Source organism: Geobacter psychrophilus, assembly GCF_056821595.1.
This window is the reverse complement of the sequence record NZ_JBXDTU010000004.1, coordinates 4052838-4067289: the sequence shown is the minus strand read 5'-3', so window position 1 is coordinate 4067289 and position 14452 is coordinate 4052838. Positions and strand designations below refer to the sequence as shown.

Annotated in this window: 17 protein-coding genes and 1 tRNA gene; 2 read left to right on the top strand and 16 right to left on the bottom strand. The window is 52.6% G+C overall.

Features of this window, described 5'->3' with window-relative positions:
* Window positions 1–41: 41 nt before the first annotated feature.
* From ACOCF6_RS21480 to rfbB, 5 genes are all read right to left on the bottom strand, one after another.
* Complete coding sequence (locus tag ACOCF6_RS21480; RefSeq protein ID WP_482462369.1) at window positions 42–1118, bottom strand: mannose-1-phosphate guanylyltransferase; 1077 nt, start codon at window positions 1116–1118, stop codon at window positions 42–44.
* Window positions 1119–1131: 13 nt separating this feature from the next.
* Window positions 1132–1548 carry a hypothetical protein gene (locus ACOCF6_RS21475; RefSeq protein WP_482462368.1) on the bottom strand — a complete coding sequence of 139 codons (417 nt, stop codon included), beginning with the start codon at window positions 1546–1548 and terminating at the stop codon, window positions 1132–1134.
* Between the two features lie 112 nt (window positions 1549–1660).
* Window positions 1661–2023: a phosphomannose isomerase type II C-terminal cupin domain gene (locus ACOCF6_RS21470; RefSeq protein ID WP_482462367.1), complete on the bottom strand. Its 363-nt coding sequence runs from the start codon at window positions 2021–2023 to the stop codon at window positions 1661–1663.
* Between the two features lie 10 nt (window positions 2024–2033).
* The gene (rfbD, locus tag ACOCF6_RS21465; protein WP_482462366.1) at window positions 2034–2870 is read right to left on the bottom strand and encodes a dTDP-4-dehydrorhamnose reductase; all 837 of its coding nucleotides are present in this window, start codon (window positions 2868–2870) and stop codon (window positions 2034–2036) included.
* Window positions 2867–3937: a dTDP-glucose 4,6-dehydratase gene (rfbB, locus tag ACOCF6_RS21460; RefSeq protein WP_482462365.1), complete on the bottom strand. Its 1071-nt coding sequence runs from the start codon at window positions 3935–3937 to the stop codon at window positions 2867–2869. Before rfbB ends, rfbD begins: the two co-directional genes overlap by 4 nt.
* A 121-nt stretch (window positions 3938–4058) precedes the next feature.
* Between rfbB and ACOCF6_RS21455 the strand changes: the two genes are divergently transcribed.
* A complete protein-coding gene (locus tag ACOCF6_RS21455; protein ID WP_482462364.1) occupies window positions 4059–4241 on the top strand; it encodes a hypothetical protein in 183 nt (60 codons plus the stop codon).
* 75 nt (window positions 4242–4316) lie between these two features.
* Here ACOCF6_RS21455 and ACOCF6_RS21450 read toward each other — a convergent pair.
* A tRNA-Leu gene (locus tag ACOCF6_RS21450) sits at window positions 4317–4402 on the bottom strand.
* Between the two features lie 627 nt (window positions 4403–5029).
* On the opposite strand from ACOCF6_RS21450, the gene ACOCF6_RS21445 reads away from it, so the two are divergent.
* Window positions 5030–5686 carry a septal ring lytic transglycosylase RlpA family protein gene (locus ACOCF6_RS21445; protein WP_482462363.1) on the top strand — a complete coding sequence of 219 codons (657 nt, stop codon included), beginning with the start codon at window positions 5030–5032 and terminating at the stop codon, window positions 5684–5686.
* On the opposite strand, the gene ACOCF6_RS21440 is transcribed toward ACOCF6_RS21445, so the two are convergent.
* From ACOCF6_RS21440 to guaB, 10 genes are all read right to left on the bottom strand, one after another.
* Complete coding sequence (locus ACOCF6_RS21440; protein ID WP_482462362.1) at window positions 5683–6387, bottom strand: YkgJ family cysteine cluster protein; 705 nt, start codon at window positions 6385–6387, stop codon at window positions 5683–5685. The two genes, ACOCF6_RS21445 and ACOCF6_RS21440, sit on opposite strands and share 4 nt — an antisense overlap.
* Window positions 6384–7532 (bottom strand): polysaccharide deacetylase family protein, encoded by a 1149-nt coding sequence (locus tag ACOCF6_RS21435; RefSeq protein ID WP_482462361.1) that lies wholly within the window; start codon window positions 7530–7532, stop codon window positions 6384–6386. The genes ACOCF6_RS21440 and ACOCF6_RS21435 overlap by 4 nt, the downstream gene beginning before the upstream one ends.
* 19 nt (window positions 7533–7551) lie before the next feature.
* Entirely contained in the window at window positions 7552–8049 is a 498-nt protein-coding gene (locus tag ACOCF6_RS21430; protein WP_482462360.1) for a chemotaxis protein CheX, read from the bottom strand.
* Window positions 8050–8086: 37 nt separating this feature from the next.
* Window positions 8087–8578 (bottom strand): c-type cytochrome, encoded by a 492-nt coding sequence (locus ACOCF6_RS21425; protein ID WP_482462359.1) that lies wholly within the window; start codon window positions 8576–8578, stop codon window positions 8087–8089.
* A 20-nt stretch (window positions 8579–8598) separates the two neighbouring features.
* Window positions 8599–8739: a hypothetical protein gene (locus ACOCF6_RS21420; protein ID WP_482462358.1), complete on the bottom strand. Its 141-nt coding sequence runs from the start codon at window positions 8737–8739 to the stop codon at window positions 8599–8601.
* The gene (locus ACOCF6_RS21415; RefSeq protein WP_482462357.1) at window positions 8732–9622 is read right to left on the bottom strand and encodes a cbb3-type cytochrome c oxidase subunit II; all 891 of its coding nucleotides are present in this window, start codon (window positions 9620–9622) and stop codon (window positions 8732–8734) included. Before ACOCF6_RS21415 ends, ACOCF6_RS21420 begins: the two co-directional genes overlap by 8 nt.
* A 30-nt stretch (window positions 9623–9652) precedes the next feature.
* Window positions 9653–11059: a cbb3-type cytochrome c oxidase subunit I gene (locus ACOCF6_RS21410; RefSeq protein ID WP_482462356.1), complete on the bottom strand. Its 1407-nt coding sequence runs from the start codon at window positions 11057–11059 to the stop codon at window positions 9653–9655.
* The gene (locus ACOCF6_RS21405; RefSeq protein ID WP_482462355.1) at window positions 11056–11220 is read right to left on the bottom strand and encodes a hypothetical protein; all 165 of its coding nucleotides are present in this window, start codon (window positions 11218–11220) and stop codon (window positions 11056–11058) included. The genes ACOCF6_RS21410 and ACOCF6_RS21405 overlap by 4 nt, the downstream gene beginning before the upstream one ends.
* Window positions 11221–12780, bottom strand: a complete 1560-nt coding sequence (gene guaA, locus ACOCF6_RS21400) for a glutamine-hydrolyzing GMP synthase (protein WP_482462354.1) — start codon at window positions 12778–12780, stop codon at window positions 11221–11223.
* A gap of 190 nt (window positions 12781–12970) precedes the next feature.
* Complete coding sequence (gene guaB / locus ACOCF6_RS21395; RefSeq protein ID WP_482462353.1) at window positions 12971–14440, bottom strand: IMP dehydrogenase; 1470 nt, start codon at window positions 14438–14440, stop codon at window positions 12971–12973.
* Window positions 14441–14452: the final 12 nt, after the last annotated feature.

Below are 14452 nucleotides of genomic sequence, written 5' to 3'. Positions count from 1 at the left end.
CAAAAAAATGGCATGCACAGCAGCAAGCATACCAATCCTACCTACAGAACGGAGGTAGTTCCCCTCTTGCCAAACTCTTCCACGACCTTCTTGACGTCCTGGGCCCGGGAATTATCGCACACCAAGAGGGCATCCGGGGTCGATACGATGATCAGGTTATGAACGCCGATCGTTGCTACAACCCTGGCATCGGCATAGATCACGCATCCGCTTGAATCCAGGGAGACATGTCCGATTGTATTGATACAGACCGTTCCCGAGTCATCCGGCTCAACCACCTCCGGCAATGAACTCCAACTACCCACATCACTCCAGCCCATCTCCACCGGAACGACCTGCACCCTGGACGACTTTTCCATGACACCGACGTCGATAGAAACACTTTCCACGGAAGCGTATACTGATTCAATCTGCTCTTCCAGGTCAGACAATTCCCAGACATCACCGTTAAATGTGATTGTGGAAAGATCAGCTGCCAATCCGGGTAGATATGCGCCGATCTCCAGCATGATCGTATCCGCTCGCCAGATGAACATGCCACTGTTCCAGAAGAAATTTCCTTCTTCCAGATAGGTGATGGCCTCGGCCAAGGGTGGTTTTTCGACAAAACGGCGGACCGGGAAAGGCCCCGTACCACGGAGGTCCATATCAGCTTCGATATAACCATACCCGGTTTCAGGTCGGGAAGGCATGATACCCAGCGTTACAAGATATCCGTTGCGCGCGGCATGGGCCGCATGCAGCAGAGTCTGACGCAGTGCTTCTTCATCCTTGATAAAATGGTCGGCGGGCAGTACGACCATGACGCCATTGGGATCGTATGCGGCTATAATCGTTGCGGCCAGTCCAATCGCGGGAGCCGTATTTCTGGCCAATGGCTCGGCAATGACATCTATGGGGATTTTACGGTAATGCGCCAGCTGTCGTTCCGTTTCCTCGGCCTGAATCTTATTGGTAATAATAAGTATACGCTTCGGCTTGAGGGGTAGAACCCGCTCCACAGTCCGCTGGAGCATGGTCCGGTCCCCGGTGATGGAGATGAGTTGCTTGGGAAGAGCAGCCCGGGACAACGGCCAGAATCTGGTTCCGGAACCACCGGCTAATATTACAATATACATATCGATTTCTCCGTTACTTGTACTGAATCCGGTCAATAAAGTCCGCAATGTCACGCCCGAGCAGGTTGACCGCCCCGGTCGTATCAAGGACATCCCACAGGGTTTGACGAAAATAGGCAACTTCGTGACCGTTGTCGCCATCATATAACATCGCAACTATCGAAATTCTGAAACGCCCCACCCTGGTGAACTTTCCCTTCAAGACAAGTGAGGTTGCAGACGGTTGTGCAGTACGGGACACGTTCTGATAGGTATGGCGGGCCTTGACGTAGCGCTCAATATTTTCTGCCAGCACAGTCGGAATTTGGGCATAGCGGCGTTCTCTTTCACTCATGCGGGCTTCCGGTGTGTCGGTAAACACCTCGTTCCTGAGTTCAAAATCATGAATAATCAGTGATTTATACGTAGCCATGGGCTTCAGATTCGTCACAACCTCCTCGTCCAGGATTGTGGTCGAGGTATTGGCACAACCGGTACTCAGTAACACCAGAAGCAGGATGTACAGATACGATACCCTTATAAAAGAACAGTACCGCACCCTGTCAAACATCATCAGAGTTTACATTAGTGCGGTTATAATCGTCATCAAAACGGACAATATCATCCTCACCCAGATATTCACCACTCTGTACCTCTATGATAACAAGCGGGATTTTACCGGGGTTCTCCAGACGGTGGTTCTGGCCGATCGGAATAAAGGTTGATTCATTGACATTGACTATCTGCTGTTGATCCCCGCAGGTTACCAGCGCAGTGCCCGAAACAACGATCCAGTGTTCACTGCGATGGTGATGTTTCTGCAGCGAAAGACGCTGTCCTGACAGCACTTCTATGCGTTTAATCTTATAACTGCTGCTCTCATCAAGCACCAGATATGAGCCCCACGGGCGTTCTCCTCGTTCCATTGTGTCTCCCTTAGCTATTGTTGTTTCTGAGGTGCAGGTAAGTTTTGAGAGCTGCTCGCCATGCCTGGGGCTGAAAACCGGAATCACGTTCCAGCTTGCTGCAATCCAGCGTTGAATACAGTGGACGACGGGCCGGACGATTCAGTTCTTCAGTCGTCATGCCCTTGACGAGTACCGACAGACCGGCTTCTTCAAAAATAGCCTTTGAAAAGCCATTCCACGAGCAGAACCCGGAATTGGCAGCATGATAGATGCCACGCTGACCGGTTTTCAAAAGTGCCAGAATGGCATGGGCCAGATCGACTGTCCAGGTCGGCGAACCGATCTGGTCGTCAACAACCGCAAGCTCATCCTTTTCTTTGGCCAGACGCAGCATGGTCTCTACGAAATTCTTGCCATGCAATCCGTAGAGCCACTGGGTGCGGACAATCAGGTGATCGGGATTGAAGGCGGCATTCATCTCGCCGGCCAGCTTGGATTGACCGTAGACACCCAATGGGCAGGGGGCATCATCTTCAACATACGGGCTGCCCTTGCTGCCATCAAAGACATAGTCGGTGCTGACATGAACCAGGCGGGCACCGATCTCGCGGGTTGCCATGGCAAGATGCGCCACCCCTTCGCCATTGACCTGCATGGCCAGCTCAGCATTGCTCTCACACCCATCCACATCGGTGTAAGCCGCGCAATTGATGACGGTTTTCGGCTTCAAGGTTTTGAGAATCCGCATTGTAGATTCCAGTGAGGTGATATCGATCTCATCAATATCCACACCACGGGCAGCATCACCGATGAGGGCCATCATGTCGCGCCCCAGCATGCCATTGGCACCTACTACCAGTATCATGGCCGACCTCCATATTGATTTTCATAATAGGTGAGATATGCTCCGGAAGTGACATCCTCCACCCACTCCTGATGCGCCAGATACCAATCGATGGTTTCGGCAATGCCACTTTCGAAGGTATAAGCCGGCTCCCAGCCCAGATCCTGCTTGAGGCGTGAGGCATCAATAGCATAGCGCCGATCGTGGCCGGGACGGTCTTTGACAAAGGTAATCAGCCCCCGGTTTTCTCCCGGCGCCCGGCCGAGACGCGCGTCGAGCAGATCGCAGACCAGGTTGACGATGTCAATGTTCTTCCATTCGTTGTTTCCGCCAATATTATATACCGACCCGGGTTGCGCCGTTTTCAGAACAACCTCAATGGCTGTAGCATGATCGCGCACATGCAGCCAGTCGCGGACGTTCAGGCCGTCACCATAGACCGGCAACGGCCTTTTATTGATAATATTGTGAATCATTAAGGGAATCAGCTTCTCGGGGAAATGATAGGGACCGTAGTTGTTGGAACAGCGGGTGTTGAGCGTCGGCATGCCAAAGGTCTCGTGATAGGCACGAACCAGAAGATCAGCCCCGGCCTTGCTGGCCGAATAGGGGGAGTTGGCTGCCAGCGGTGTTTCTTCGGTAAAGTAACCGGTTGCTCCCAGACTGCCATATACCTCATCGGTGGAAATCTGGAAAAATCGGAAATCCGCCACAACACCGGACTGCCAATGCCTGCGACTCTCTTCCAACAAAACCTGCGTTCCGAGAACATTGGTACGCACGAAGATTTCCGGGCCGGTGATGGAGCGATCCACATGGGATTCAGCGGCAAAATGAACGACCGCATCCACCTTTTCCCTTGCGAGAATTCCAGCAACCAGACTAGCATCACCGATATCACCCTTTACAAATTGGTACTGCGGGTTGTTGGCAACTGCTGTAAGATTTTTCAGGTTGCCGGCATATGTCAACACATCAAGGTTTATAACCCTGCAGCCAGGGTTGTTGGCAATGTAGGAATGAATGAAATTGGAGCCGATAAAACCAGCCCCGCCGGTAACCAAGATGGATTTTGGGGAGAAAGTCACGAGGAGTCTTCCTTTCAAAACAAATACACGAGGCTGTAAACATTTCTTTTTATCACAATTCATGCTAAAAAGGGAACACTTTTACCAGGTTATATCGCAATAACGAGAGGGGGCGTACACTATGGACAATCAGAAAAAATGCAGATGTGGTGCCGATCATCACGGACATCTCTGTATGCTGCGCAGCAATGGAATGCATGATGAAATTTCCAGGATAACCAGTGACCCGAAGTTTTACTGCTTCACCTGCGGCGGCGAGGCAAACTGCCCCGACAATCTCTGCGAACCGGCAAAGATTGAATAACATTTATCACTTCATTTCGAAAAAAGACATGAAAAAGGCTTTGCAGAATAACCTGCAAAGCCTTTTATTTGTCTATGGTACCGAAGGTCGGACTCGAACCAACATGGGGTTGCCCCCGGCAGATTTTGAGTCTGCTGTGTCTACCATTTCACCACTCCGGCATGTCTCTTTATATATATTCAAATGGCCTCAATCGTCAAGCATTAATCCTCCCTGACCGGTTCACTAAAACATTTACAGTTTACCAAAATAGAATTATATATAATGACCTCATTAAGGAGGACCTGTTCAGTGCATATCCGCCGTACCGTTATAATTTCAGGATTCCTACTCCTTACCCTCAGTACAATTGCTTTGTCACACTCAACCGGCATCCTTGAGCGCAACATACCGGTCAAGAACAACCTCATTATCTTTCCCAATGAGAAAGGTGAGGTAATCTTTAATCATTCAATCCATTCGAAGAAATTCAAGGAAAGCGACTGTATTCTCTGTCATCGTTCAAATCAGCCAACCAGAAAAAAGGTATTATCGCGATTCGACAATCCCCGCATTGCCCATTATTTCTGTAAAGGATGTCACCGGGAGATAGGTACCGGCCCCACCGAATGCCACCAATGTCACAACTACAAGAAAACTAGTTAGGTATGTCTTATTCCATGTCTAAACATTCAATCAACGTCTCCCACAGTAATTACCTACGGCTATGCATTCTGATGTGCACAGCAGCACTGATCTCGTCATGCACCACATACCAGAGGGCATACCCGCCAGCGGAGCAGCAGACGGTGCGTCAAAAACCTGCACAAAAACCTTACGTTGTGGATGGAAAACGCTACGAACCTCTCGCCAGTCACGAGGGCTTTGAACAGGAAGGCATCGCCAGTTCCTATGGCCAGGAATTCCACGGCCGCAGGACCAGCAACGGCGAAACCTTTGACAAGAATGCCTTGACCGCCGCCCACAAAACTCTCCCCATGGGTGTCTATGTGAGGGTTCAGCATAAAGGCACCGGCAGTGAAGTTGTCGTGCGTATCAATGATCGCGGGCCATTCGTCAAAGACCGGATCATTGATCTATCCGATGCCGCGGCTGGCCGTCTGGGAATACTCCGGGAAGGGGTGGCCCCGGTCAAGGTCACGGCACTCGGCTACAGGACCAATGGAGCGGGAGGCACCCTGTCCTACCGTCCGCTGCCAAGTTATGATTCCGGCACGTTTTCTCTCCAGGTCGGCGCATTCACTATAAAAGCCAATGCCTACCGATACGCGGATGAGCTCAAACGAAAATTCGGTACGACTGACGTACAGGAAGCTGTTGTAGGCGGGACTCAATACTACCGGGTCAGATTAGGTCGCTTCACTTCATTGCGGGTTGCCCAGATGGCTCAGGAACAGTATGGAAGCAAGGGATTCAATGGCTGCTTTGTTGTTGCCGTGGACTAAGTAGCAAGCTCGCGTAGGCCCTGTCTGTCCCCGGTGTCGTGACATTCCGGCAAGCGGATCTGCCTGAGATTTTTTTCATCAAGAAAAACTGATGCCGGAATGATCGTATCCAGCTCACTTACCGCCGAACCAAAAATTCTGCGCGTCAGCTCCTGGAACAGGAGCAACTCCTGGGTAAACAGTTCATTGAATGGATGCCTGATATCCTCTAACCTGATCGGATCAATTTCGACGAAATTCAGGCTGCACCATTCATCAAACAAACCCTCTCCGTTCGTATCAATCATGGGAATTCCATTTAACCGACAGGTCATCGGCCGATGCGCATATACCAGACAGGCACCCTGATCGGAGAGCAGTGGACAGGGGGTCTCGTCCTCCTCCGGCATCATCGTGTCCCACTGCTCCTCAGGGATATGATTAAGTATCCAGGGACGGGTGAAATCCGGCCAATGCGTTGCAAGGTAATCAAGACGGCCTGCCGCTTTCACCTGAACTGCCTGCTGCACAGCAGCCGGAAGCTGATCAAAACCTTTCTTGAGATAGAGGGCATCCAGCAGGGTGATATCAAACAATCCCCGACAACACTCCGAGCAGCCATGGTGGCAGGCGATCGCATCTGAATGCCGAGCTACACAGGTTTCAAACCACTGATCCACCTCTTCAAGCAGTGTACCGTATTGGTTCAGTATATCGTTCATTGATTCGCTGGCCTGCTTTCAGTTGAGTGTGCCACTTTTTCGCTCCGGGTAAGCAAGCCAAAACGGTAGCCTTCCCGCTTCAACCGGGGGACCAGATCCCGCAGTGCCGTCAGAGTGGCTTCGTGCCCGGCCCCGTCATGAAACAGGAGGATCACATGCTTCTTTGAGTTCCTGTTCAACCGGTTTAATACCGTTTTTTCAATAAACAGGTGATCCCTGACACCCCGCAGCGTTGAATCATTGCTGTTGATGTCCCAGTCAAATATCTGCGCCCCTTCGGAAGCAACCTGTGAAACAATGGTTTTACCGGATGCCCCATAGGGAATCCGTACCATCCTGCCATCGCCACCCAGACGCTCGATCATGGTGCCGGTACGCTTTACTTCACTTGCATCGGTAACAAGGGAAGCTCTCAGTTTTTTCAGATTATGAGACTCCGTGTGATTACCCACGCGATGACCCATGTTTAAGGTGGCTGTGATGGCCTTCTCGCGACCTTTGATATTGCTGCCGAGCACAAAGAACGTGGCCGGAATGCCCTCTGACTTGAGAAATCCAGCAATTGGCAGTGTCAGATGTGAAGGGCCGTCGTCAAAGGTCAGATAAATGGTTGTTTCAGTTGAGTTGGTACGATGCGGCATATCAATCGGTACGGCAGAATTCGTCAACTCAGACCTGGACCGTTTCTTTTTTCGAACGGGCGTTGGTCTGCGTTCCGAGCTCCGGGGCAACTGTTCAACCGCTGGTGGCGATATGCGCAGCGACTCTTCCAAACGGATTCGTTCCCCGGCAATGTTATCTCCAACTGCCTGCAGGCCCTGCTCGACCTCACGCGCGTTTGTACCAGCGGCCGCAACTTTTCTCAGAACGAGATTTCGATAAAGGAGTTGACACTTCTGGCTGGAGAGCTGATAGAGACGATCGGCATCCGCTGTCATCTCATGGTCATAATAGCGGTCTGCAAGTGAAATTGTCTGGCGGATATTGTCGGTTTCATCCGGTGCAAATTCATCAGCTCCGGCTGAAAGAGCCGTAGTAAATCGAGACCGGGCATCATTTCGCCACTGTGATGTTGCAACAGTGCCGCATCCTGACAATAACAGAACGCAAACGGCACAGATCAGAAAATGTGAACAGGATCGCATCAATTGAAAGCACTGCCGACTACATATACACCATGACCTTGATGGAAATGCTGCCATCAGCGGTCGTAAAGGGTATTGTCACACCTTTGCACTGGACATTGATGCTGGATTTTTCATTGGGGTCGGGCGGATCGGAGACAGTACGCAGTTGGCCGGAAACAACCAAAGGGAGACCAAGGGCAACACTGCCGTACTGTTCGTGATACCTGGTTTTAAAGACTCCGGCAATATTGTTGGTCAATTCCCCCACTGCATCACGGATACATTCATCATCCGCCTCATCGACCATGAGCAGTTCCTTGGCAACGCACTGGGCACTCTTCTTGTCAGTAGCGATTATGATATACCCTACCCGATCCCCTGCAACACCGACGATGCCGGTCACATCCGAGTCCACCGGATCAACCCGTTTTTCCACATGACCAGCCAGCAGATCGATGTTCATGTAGCTTTTAAAGGTGTCCTGAGTGGCTGACATGATGGTAAACATGATTTCTTCAAATGATATGGCACTCACAATCTATTCCCCCTGCGCGTGTTTTGTTGTTTCCGATCTATTTCAGGGACAGAAGATACTCAACCAGGCTTTCAACCTGTTCGGGGTTGATCTGGCCGTTAAAAGCCGGCATGCCGCCCGGCCGGCCTTCTGAAATACTCTTGGCTATATCGAGGCGCGCCTTGCCGTATCTGTATTTTGAAGCGGTCAGATCCGGTCCAACGGTTCCCTTGCCGTATTCACCATGACAGGCGGCACAATGTTTGGCGTACAGCTGCTTACCGGCCGCAACGTATGCTTCAACCTTGTGCCCGCTACCCTGCTGACCGGCCGCGGTAGCCTCAACAACTTTGTGCGCTACCTGCTTTTTATCTGCAAGTGCTTTTCTGGCTGCATCGGCCTCGGACTGGGAACTCCAGCCGCTAAACAGGTAATACCCCGTGAAAATAACGCCCCATACGACAAGCACGGCAAAAAGAATACGAAAAATGCCCGGGGAGCTTTTCTCTTCACGATATTTAATGCCATCATATTCATGCTGTTCTGACATCATCTGCTCCTTGTGAATAATTAGTCGTCCTTGAGCATCCGGTACTTGGGCTCTTCAAGCTTGTGCTTACGATTTTTTCTGAGGGTTACGACAGCGATGGCTGACAATATCGCCAGCAGCAACGTCGTCAGCAGCAGAAAAATGAGCCGGGCATCAATCATCCTGTTTGCCCAGCTTGATGAGGGTAACCAGCTTCCAGATCTTCTGCTCGTCCAGTGAACCACCAAAGGCCGGCATGCCGTTGGCCTCTATCCCTTTGGAGATGGCGGCGAACAGCTCCGCATCTGATTTGGCCGAGCCGGTCAGAACCGGACCAAGCCCCCCCTGGCGTTTGTCACCGTGGCAGGAAGCACAATCCTTGGCATAGATTGAAAGTGCGTCCGCCTTGATGTTCTTCAGATCAGTGAATGGATTTGTCCGGGCAATTGGGATCTGCTGCACCGGTGCCTCCATCTTTTTGACCGGAATATCGGTGCCCAGCTTGCGCATATAGGCGATGATGGCATCCATTTCAGTCTTGCCCTTGAGTTCATCCAGGTCTGCCTGGGTGTAAGGGAATTTGAGAAGTTTCATCTTTCGTTCGGAGTAGGCTGTATCAAGCGGTACATTCAGAAAGGCATAGGCCGGCATATTGGAGGCCGGAACCACTGACTGCGGATTTTCCATGTGCTTGAGGTGCCAGGCCCCCTTGGGATCAGGATACTTCAGACCGATGCGGGCCAGGTCGGGTCCGGTGCGGCGCGATCCCCACAGGTGCGGCCGGTCATAAACGAACTCTCCCGATTTCGAGTAGCTTCCGCCGTTACCGTAACGCTCAACATCCGCCGCCAGGGTACGCACGGTCTGGGAGTGGCAGTTGTTGCATCCTTCACGCATATAGATATCACGCCCTTCCTGCTGCAGAGGGGTATAGGGCTTCACCTCGGCTATCCGGTCACCGGGACCGTTGATCCACTTGAATGGTGCAATCATGGTTACCGTGGTGCCGATCATGATCACGACAAAGGCCAGAATTATGAAGATAACGGGATTCTTTTCCAGCATGGCATCGTCCTCGTCTGGTTTGGATTTAGGTCAGGCCTGCGACGTACGGGAAGAAAGTGCTTTCCCCTTTTCAACCGTTTTGTAGAGGTTGTAGATGAAGACCAGCAGACCGGCCAGAAAGATGAAGCCGCTGACAGCCCGCAACTTGTAGTAGGGGAAGATGGCAATCATCGTTTCCATAAAGCTGTAATGCAGAGTACCGTCCGGATTGGTTGCCAGGAGCATACTGCCCTGCTGCACGCCGGCGATCCACATGGTGACGGAATACATCAGCTGACCAATCAATGCCAGCCAGAAGTGGATATCAGCCAGTTTCTCGCTATAGATTTCAGTTTCATGGGTTGTGGTTGTAACGTAGTAGATCGCTGCATACAGCACCATGGAGACCCAGCCCAGCGTTCCCATGTGAACATGCCCCGGTACCCAGTCGGTATAGTGGATGAAGGCAGAAAAGGATCGAACCGCCTGCATCGGCCCCTGCAGGGTCTGCAAACCATAAAAGGTGATGCCGCAGATCAGGAATTTGACCAGGTAATTGGTCTTGATCTGCTCCCATTGACCGTTCATGGTCAGATATCCATTCATCACCGCCCCCCAGGAAGGGGCAATCAGCATAATCGAAAAGGCCATGGCCAAGGTCTGGATCCAGTCCGGTACCGGAGTCCAGAGCAGATGATGGGCGCCGGTCCAGAGGTACATGAAGATCAGGCTCCAGAAAGCGATAATGCCCATGCGGTGGCTGAAGATCGGATTACCGGTCACCTTCGGCAGAAAATAATAAAAGATTGCCAGCGGCGGAGCCGTCAGCACCATGGCAACGGCGTTGTGGCCGTACCACCACTGCACATTGGCGTCATTGGTGCCGGCAAATATGGGATAGGATTTGAATAAATGCAGCGGCATGCCCAGATTGTTGATGACATACAGGACCGTTACCCCGACCAGGGCCGCCATGATATACCAGAGCGAGATGTACATCTGCTCTTCCTTGCGCTTGAGTATGGTCATGAAGACATTGATCGAAAACAGCACCCAGATAATGGCTACGACAATTGCCAGCGGCCATTCCAGCTCAGCGTATTCCTTGGTGCGATTGATTCCCATGGCCAGGGTCACGGCAGCAGATGCGATTCCGATGTTGAACAGCCAGAGTGTCACCCTGGCCAATCCGGGACTCCAGAGTTGCGTTCGGGTCAGGCGCTGGGTGATGTAGAAGAACAGGCCGATAAAACTGCCGATGCCCCATCCGAAGATGCCGGCATTGGTATGAATCGGCCGTAAGCGGCCGTAGGTCAGATACGGAGCAACATTCAATTGCGGCCAGGCCAGTTGCAGTGAGATCAGGATTCCGACCAATACCGAAATCGTGCCCCAGATGATGCTCCAGGTGATGAATCCTTTAACCGAGTCATCGTAGTACCGAGTTGGTGCATTCATGCTTCTGCTCCTTTTGGCATGTGAAAATATGATGCTTTACGCAAACAGCCTGATTGATACTCGCGTGAATTGCTCAGACGATATGCCCGCAACTCAACACTGGTTAAAGGTATACCACACATAAAAATAACTGCACTTTCAGGGCAGTTATTTTTCTTCATTTATTCCCATTCAATGGTGGCAGGCGGCTTGCTGGAGATATCATACACGACGCGATTGATGCCTTTGACTTCATTGATGATCCTGCCGCTGATGCGGGCCAGGTCGTCATAGGGCATCGGATACCATCCGGCCGTCATGAAATCCTTGGTTTCAACAGCCCGCAGCGCGACCACGTACTCATAGGTACGGCCATCACCCATGACGCCGACGCTCTTGACCGGCAGAAAGACGGCAAAAGCCTGACTGATCTTTTCATAATGGCCGGATGCGTAGAGCTCTTCGATGTAGATGGCATCCGCCCGGCGCAGGATGTCGGCATACTCCTTTTTGACCTCACCCAGAATGCGCACTCCCAGCCCGGGACCGGGAAACGGATGACGCCAGACCATCTGGTGCGGCAATCCCAACTCTTCACCGATGGCACGCACCTCGTCCTTGAACAGCTCGCGTAGCGGTTCCAGCAGTTTCAGCTTCATATACTCCGGCAGACCGCCCACATTGTGGTGACTCTTAATGTTGTGGGCCTTGCCGGTCTTGGCACCAGCCGACTCGATCACGTCCGGATAGATGGTGCCCTGGGCCAGCCAGTTGGCATCCTTGATGCGCTTTGATTCTTCTTCAAAGATATCGACGAACAGTCCGCCAATGATCTTGCGTTTCTTTTCCGGATCGCTCTCACCGGCCAGGGCAGACAGGAAGCGCTCTTCCGCATCAACCCGGATAACCTTGACCCCCAGGTTTTCGGCAAAGGTTGCCATAACCTGATCCCCTTCCGCCAGGCGCAGCAGTCCGTTATCGACAAAGACGCAGGTCAGCTGGTCACCGATGGCACGATGGATCAGTGCCGCCGCGACAGAAGAATCGACGCCTCCCGAGAGCCCGAGGATGACCTGGTCATTGCCGACCTGGCGCCGGATACGCTCAATCGCATCTTCTATGATCTGACCCGGGGTCCATTGTCCGCTGCAGCCGCATACCTTGCGGACAAAGGATTCGATCAGCATCTCACCCCGCGGGGTATGATTCACCTCGGGGTGAAACTGCACACCGTACAGCTTTCGTTTGACATCCTGAATTGCACAGACCGGTGCATTGGCAGTCTCGGCCACGCTCTCAAACCCGACCGGTATCTTGGATACATGGTCGCCATGGCTCATCCAGACCGGGCTTTTTCCTTCAATGAAAAAACCGTCAAAAAGCGGTCCCGGTTGAGAGCTTGCCAACAGGTCGGCATGGCCGAACTCGCGCTTGCCTGCCGCCACGACCTCGCCTCCGAAGTGGCGGCTCATGAGCTGCATACCGTAGCAGATTCCCAGCACCGGCACCCCCAGTTCAAACAGCTCCTCGGCAACTGAGGGTGCATCCGGTTCATAGACCGACTTCGGGCCGCCCGACAGGATTATCCCGCTGGGTGCAAATGCGCGGATGGCATCCATCGTCATGTCAAAGGGATGCAGTTCACAATACACATGCGTTTCGCGGACCCGGCGGGCAATCAACTGGGTGTATTGGGAACCGAAATCGAGGATCAGAATTTTCTGGCTGTGGATATCGCTCATTGTTAAGTACCTGTCTACTCACACAAAGCCACAAAGCACGAAGGATTTAGACTGAATCGGATTCAGGCATTCTTGGTGAACTTTGTGGCTTTGTACGAGTCACGTGTTGTGATGTTTTAGTGAAATAAATTCTTTAAAAATGGATTCCTACGCTATGATTATGGACTTCCAGCAACCATCCCCTGACAGATCAATTACCGACCCGATAGTTCGGCGCTTCCTTGGTAATCGTCACATCATGCACATGTGACTCCTTGAGACCGGCACCGGTGATCCGGATAAAGCGCCCTTTTTGCTGTAGCTCTTCGATCGAGCCGCAGCCGGTGTAGCCCATGCCGGAACGCAGACCGCCCAGCAGCTGGTGGATATTGGCCGAAAGCGGTCCGCGCAGCGGCACCATACCCTCGATCCCTTCCGGCACCAGCTTGACATCATCCCCCACTTCCGACTGGAAGTAGCGATCCTTGCTGCCGTCCTTCATGGCGCCGATAGAGCCCATGCCGCGGTAGGTCTTGTAGGTCCGTCCCTGGTACAGGACCGTGTCGCCGGGGGATTCCTCGGTACCGGCAAACAGTGAACCGATCATGATGCAATCGGCCCCGGCAGTGACCGCCTTGGGCAGGTCGCCCGAATACTTGATGCCGCCGTCCGCGATAACCGGTATGCCGTATTTGTGGGCCACCCGGGAACATTCATGAATCGCGGTGATCTGCGGTACCCCCACACCGGCAACAACCCGGGTGGTGCAGATGGAGCCGGGCCCGATCCCGACCTTGATGCCGTCGACTCCTGCCTTGATCAGCGCCTCGGCCGCTTCGGCAGTGGCAATGTTGCCGGCAATGATCTCAACCCCGGCGAAGGTAGCTTTTGCTCGAACAACGGCATCGATAACCCCCTGGGAATGTCCATGGGCGGTATCGATCACAATCACGTCGACGCCCGCCTTGATCAGGGCATCCATACGTGCCTCCATATCCTCGGTCGGGCCCACGGCCGCACCGACCCGTAAACGTCCCAGACTGTCCTTGCAGGAGTTGGGATACTTCTTGACCTTCTCAATATCCTTGATAGTAATCAAGCCTTTAAGAAACCTGTCTTCATCCACGACAAGAAGTTTTTCCACCCGGGTATGCTTGAGATGTTCCTTGGCCTGCTCCAGAGTTGTCCCTACCTCGACCGTCACCAGATTGCGCTTGGTCATGCGGGCGGAAATCGGCAGATCATAATCGGTTTCAAAGCGCAGGTCGCGGTTGGTGAGAATACCCACCAGCTTGCCGTTGGCCTTGGTAACCGGAACCCCGGAAATACGGTAGCGCGACATGATATCCAGGGCCTCGCTGATTTTCTGGGTAGGGCGCATGGTGATCGGGTCGACAATCATGCCGGATTCGCTCTTCTTGACCTTATCGACCTCGTAGGCCTGTTCCTGAATGGTAAGGTTCTTGTGAATGATGCCGATACCGCCTTCACGCGCCATGCAGATGGCGGTACGCGCCTCGGTAACCGTGTCCATGGCGGCGCTGACAAGCGGTATGTTTAGCTGGATATTGCGGGAAATCCGGGTGGTCAGGTTGGCATCTCGGGGCAGAATCAGGGAATGGGCGGGAACCAAGAGTACATCATCAAACGTCAGGCCTTCCGTCAATTTATCGTAGGGCATGCATGAACTCCT

Coding starts and splice junctions, on each gene's coding strand:
- ACOCF6_RS21405 (WP_482462355.1), bottom strand. CDS start 11,220: ATGAAGAAAAATAACTGCCCTGAAAGTGCAGTTATTTTTATGTGTGGT.
- guaA (WP_482462354.1), bottom strand. CDS start 12,780: ATGAGCGATATCCACAGCCAGAAAATTCTGATCCTCGATTTCGGTTCC.
- ACOCF6_RS21470 (WP_482462367.1), bottom strand. CDS start 2,023: ATGGAACGAGGAGAACGCCCGTGGGGCTCATATCTGGTGCTTGATGAG.
- rfbD (WP_482462366.1), bottom strand. CDS start 2,870: ATGATACTGGTAGTAGGTGCCAATGGCATGCTGGGGCGCGACATGATG.
- ACOCF6_RS21410 (WP_482462356.1), bottom strand. CDS start 11,059: ATGAATGCACCAACTCGGTACTACGATGACTCGGTTAAAGGATTCATC.
- ACOCF6_RS21425 (WP_482462359.1), bottom strand. CDS start 8,578: ATGTCAGAACAGCATGAATATGATGGCATTAAATATCGTGAAGAGAAA.
- ACOCF6_RS21420 (WP_482462358.1), bottom strand. CDS start 8,739: ATGATTGATGCCCGGCTCATTTTTCTGCTGCTGACGACGTTGCTGCTG.
- guaB (WP_482462353.1), bottom strand. CDS start 14,440: ATGCCCTACGATAAATTGACGGAAGGCCTGACGTTTGATGATGTACTC.
- ACOCF6_RS21440 (WP_482462362.1), bottom strand. CDS start 6,387: ATGAACGATATACTGAACCAATACGGTACACTGCTTGAAGAGGTGGAT.
- ACOCF6_RS21435 (WP_482462361.1), bottom strand. CDS start 7,532: ATGCGATCCTGTTCACATTTTCTGATCTGTGCCGTTTGCGTTCTGTTA.
- ACOCF6_RS21455 (WP_482462364.1), top strand. CDS start 4,059: ATGGACAATCAGAAAAAATGCAGATGTGGTGCCGATCATCACGGACAT.
- ACOCF6_RS21480 (WP_482462369.1), bottom strand. CDS start 1,118: ATGTATATTGTAATATTAGCCGGTGGTTCCGGAACCAGATTCTGGCCG.
- ACOCF6_RS21415 (WP_482462357.1), bottom strand. CDS start 9,622: ATGCTGGAAAAGAATCCCGTTATCTTCATAATTCTGGCCTTTGTCGTG.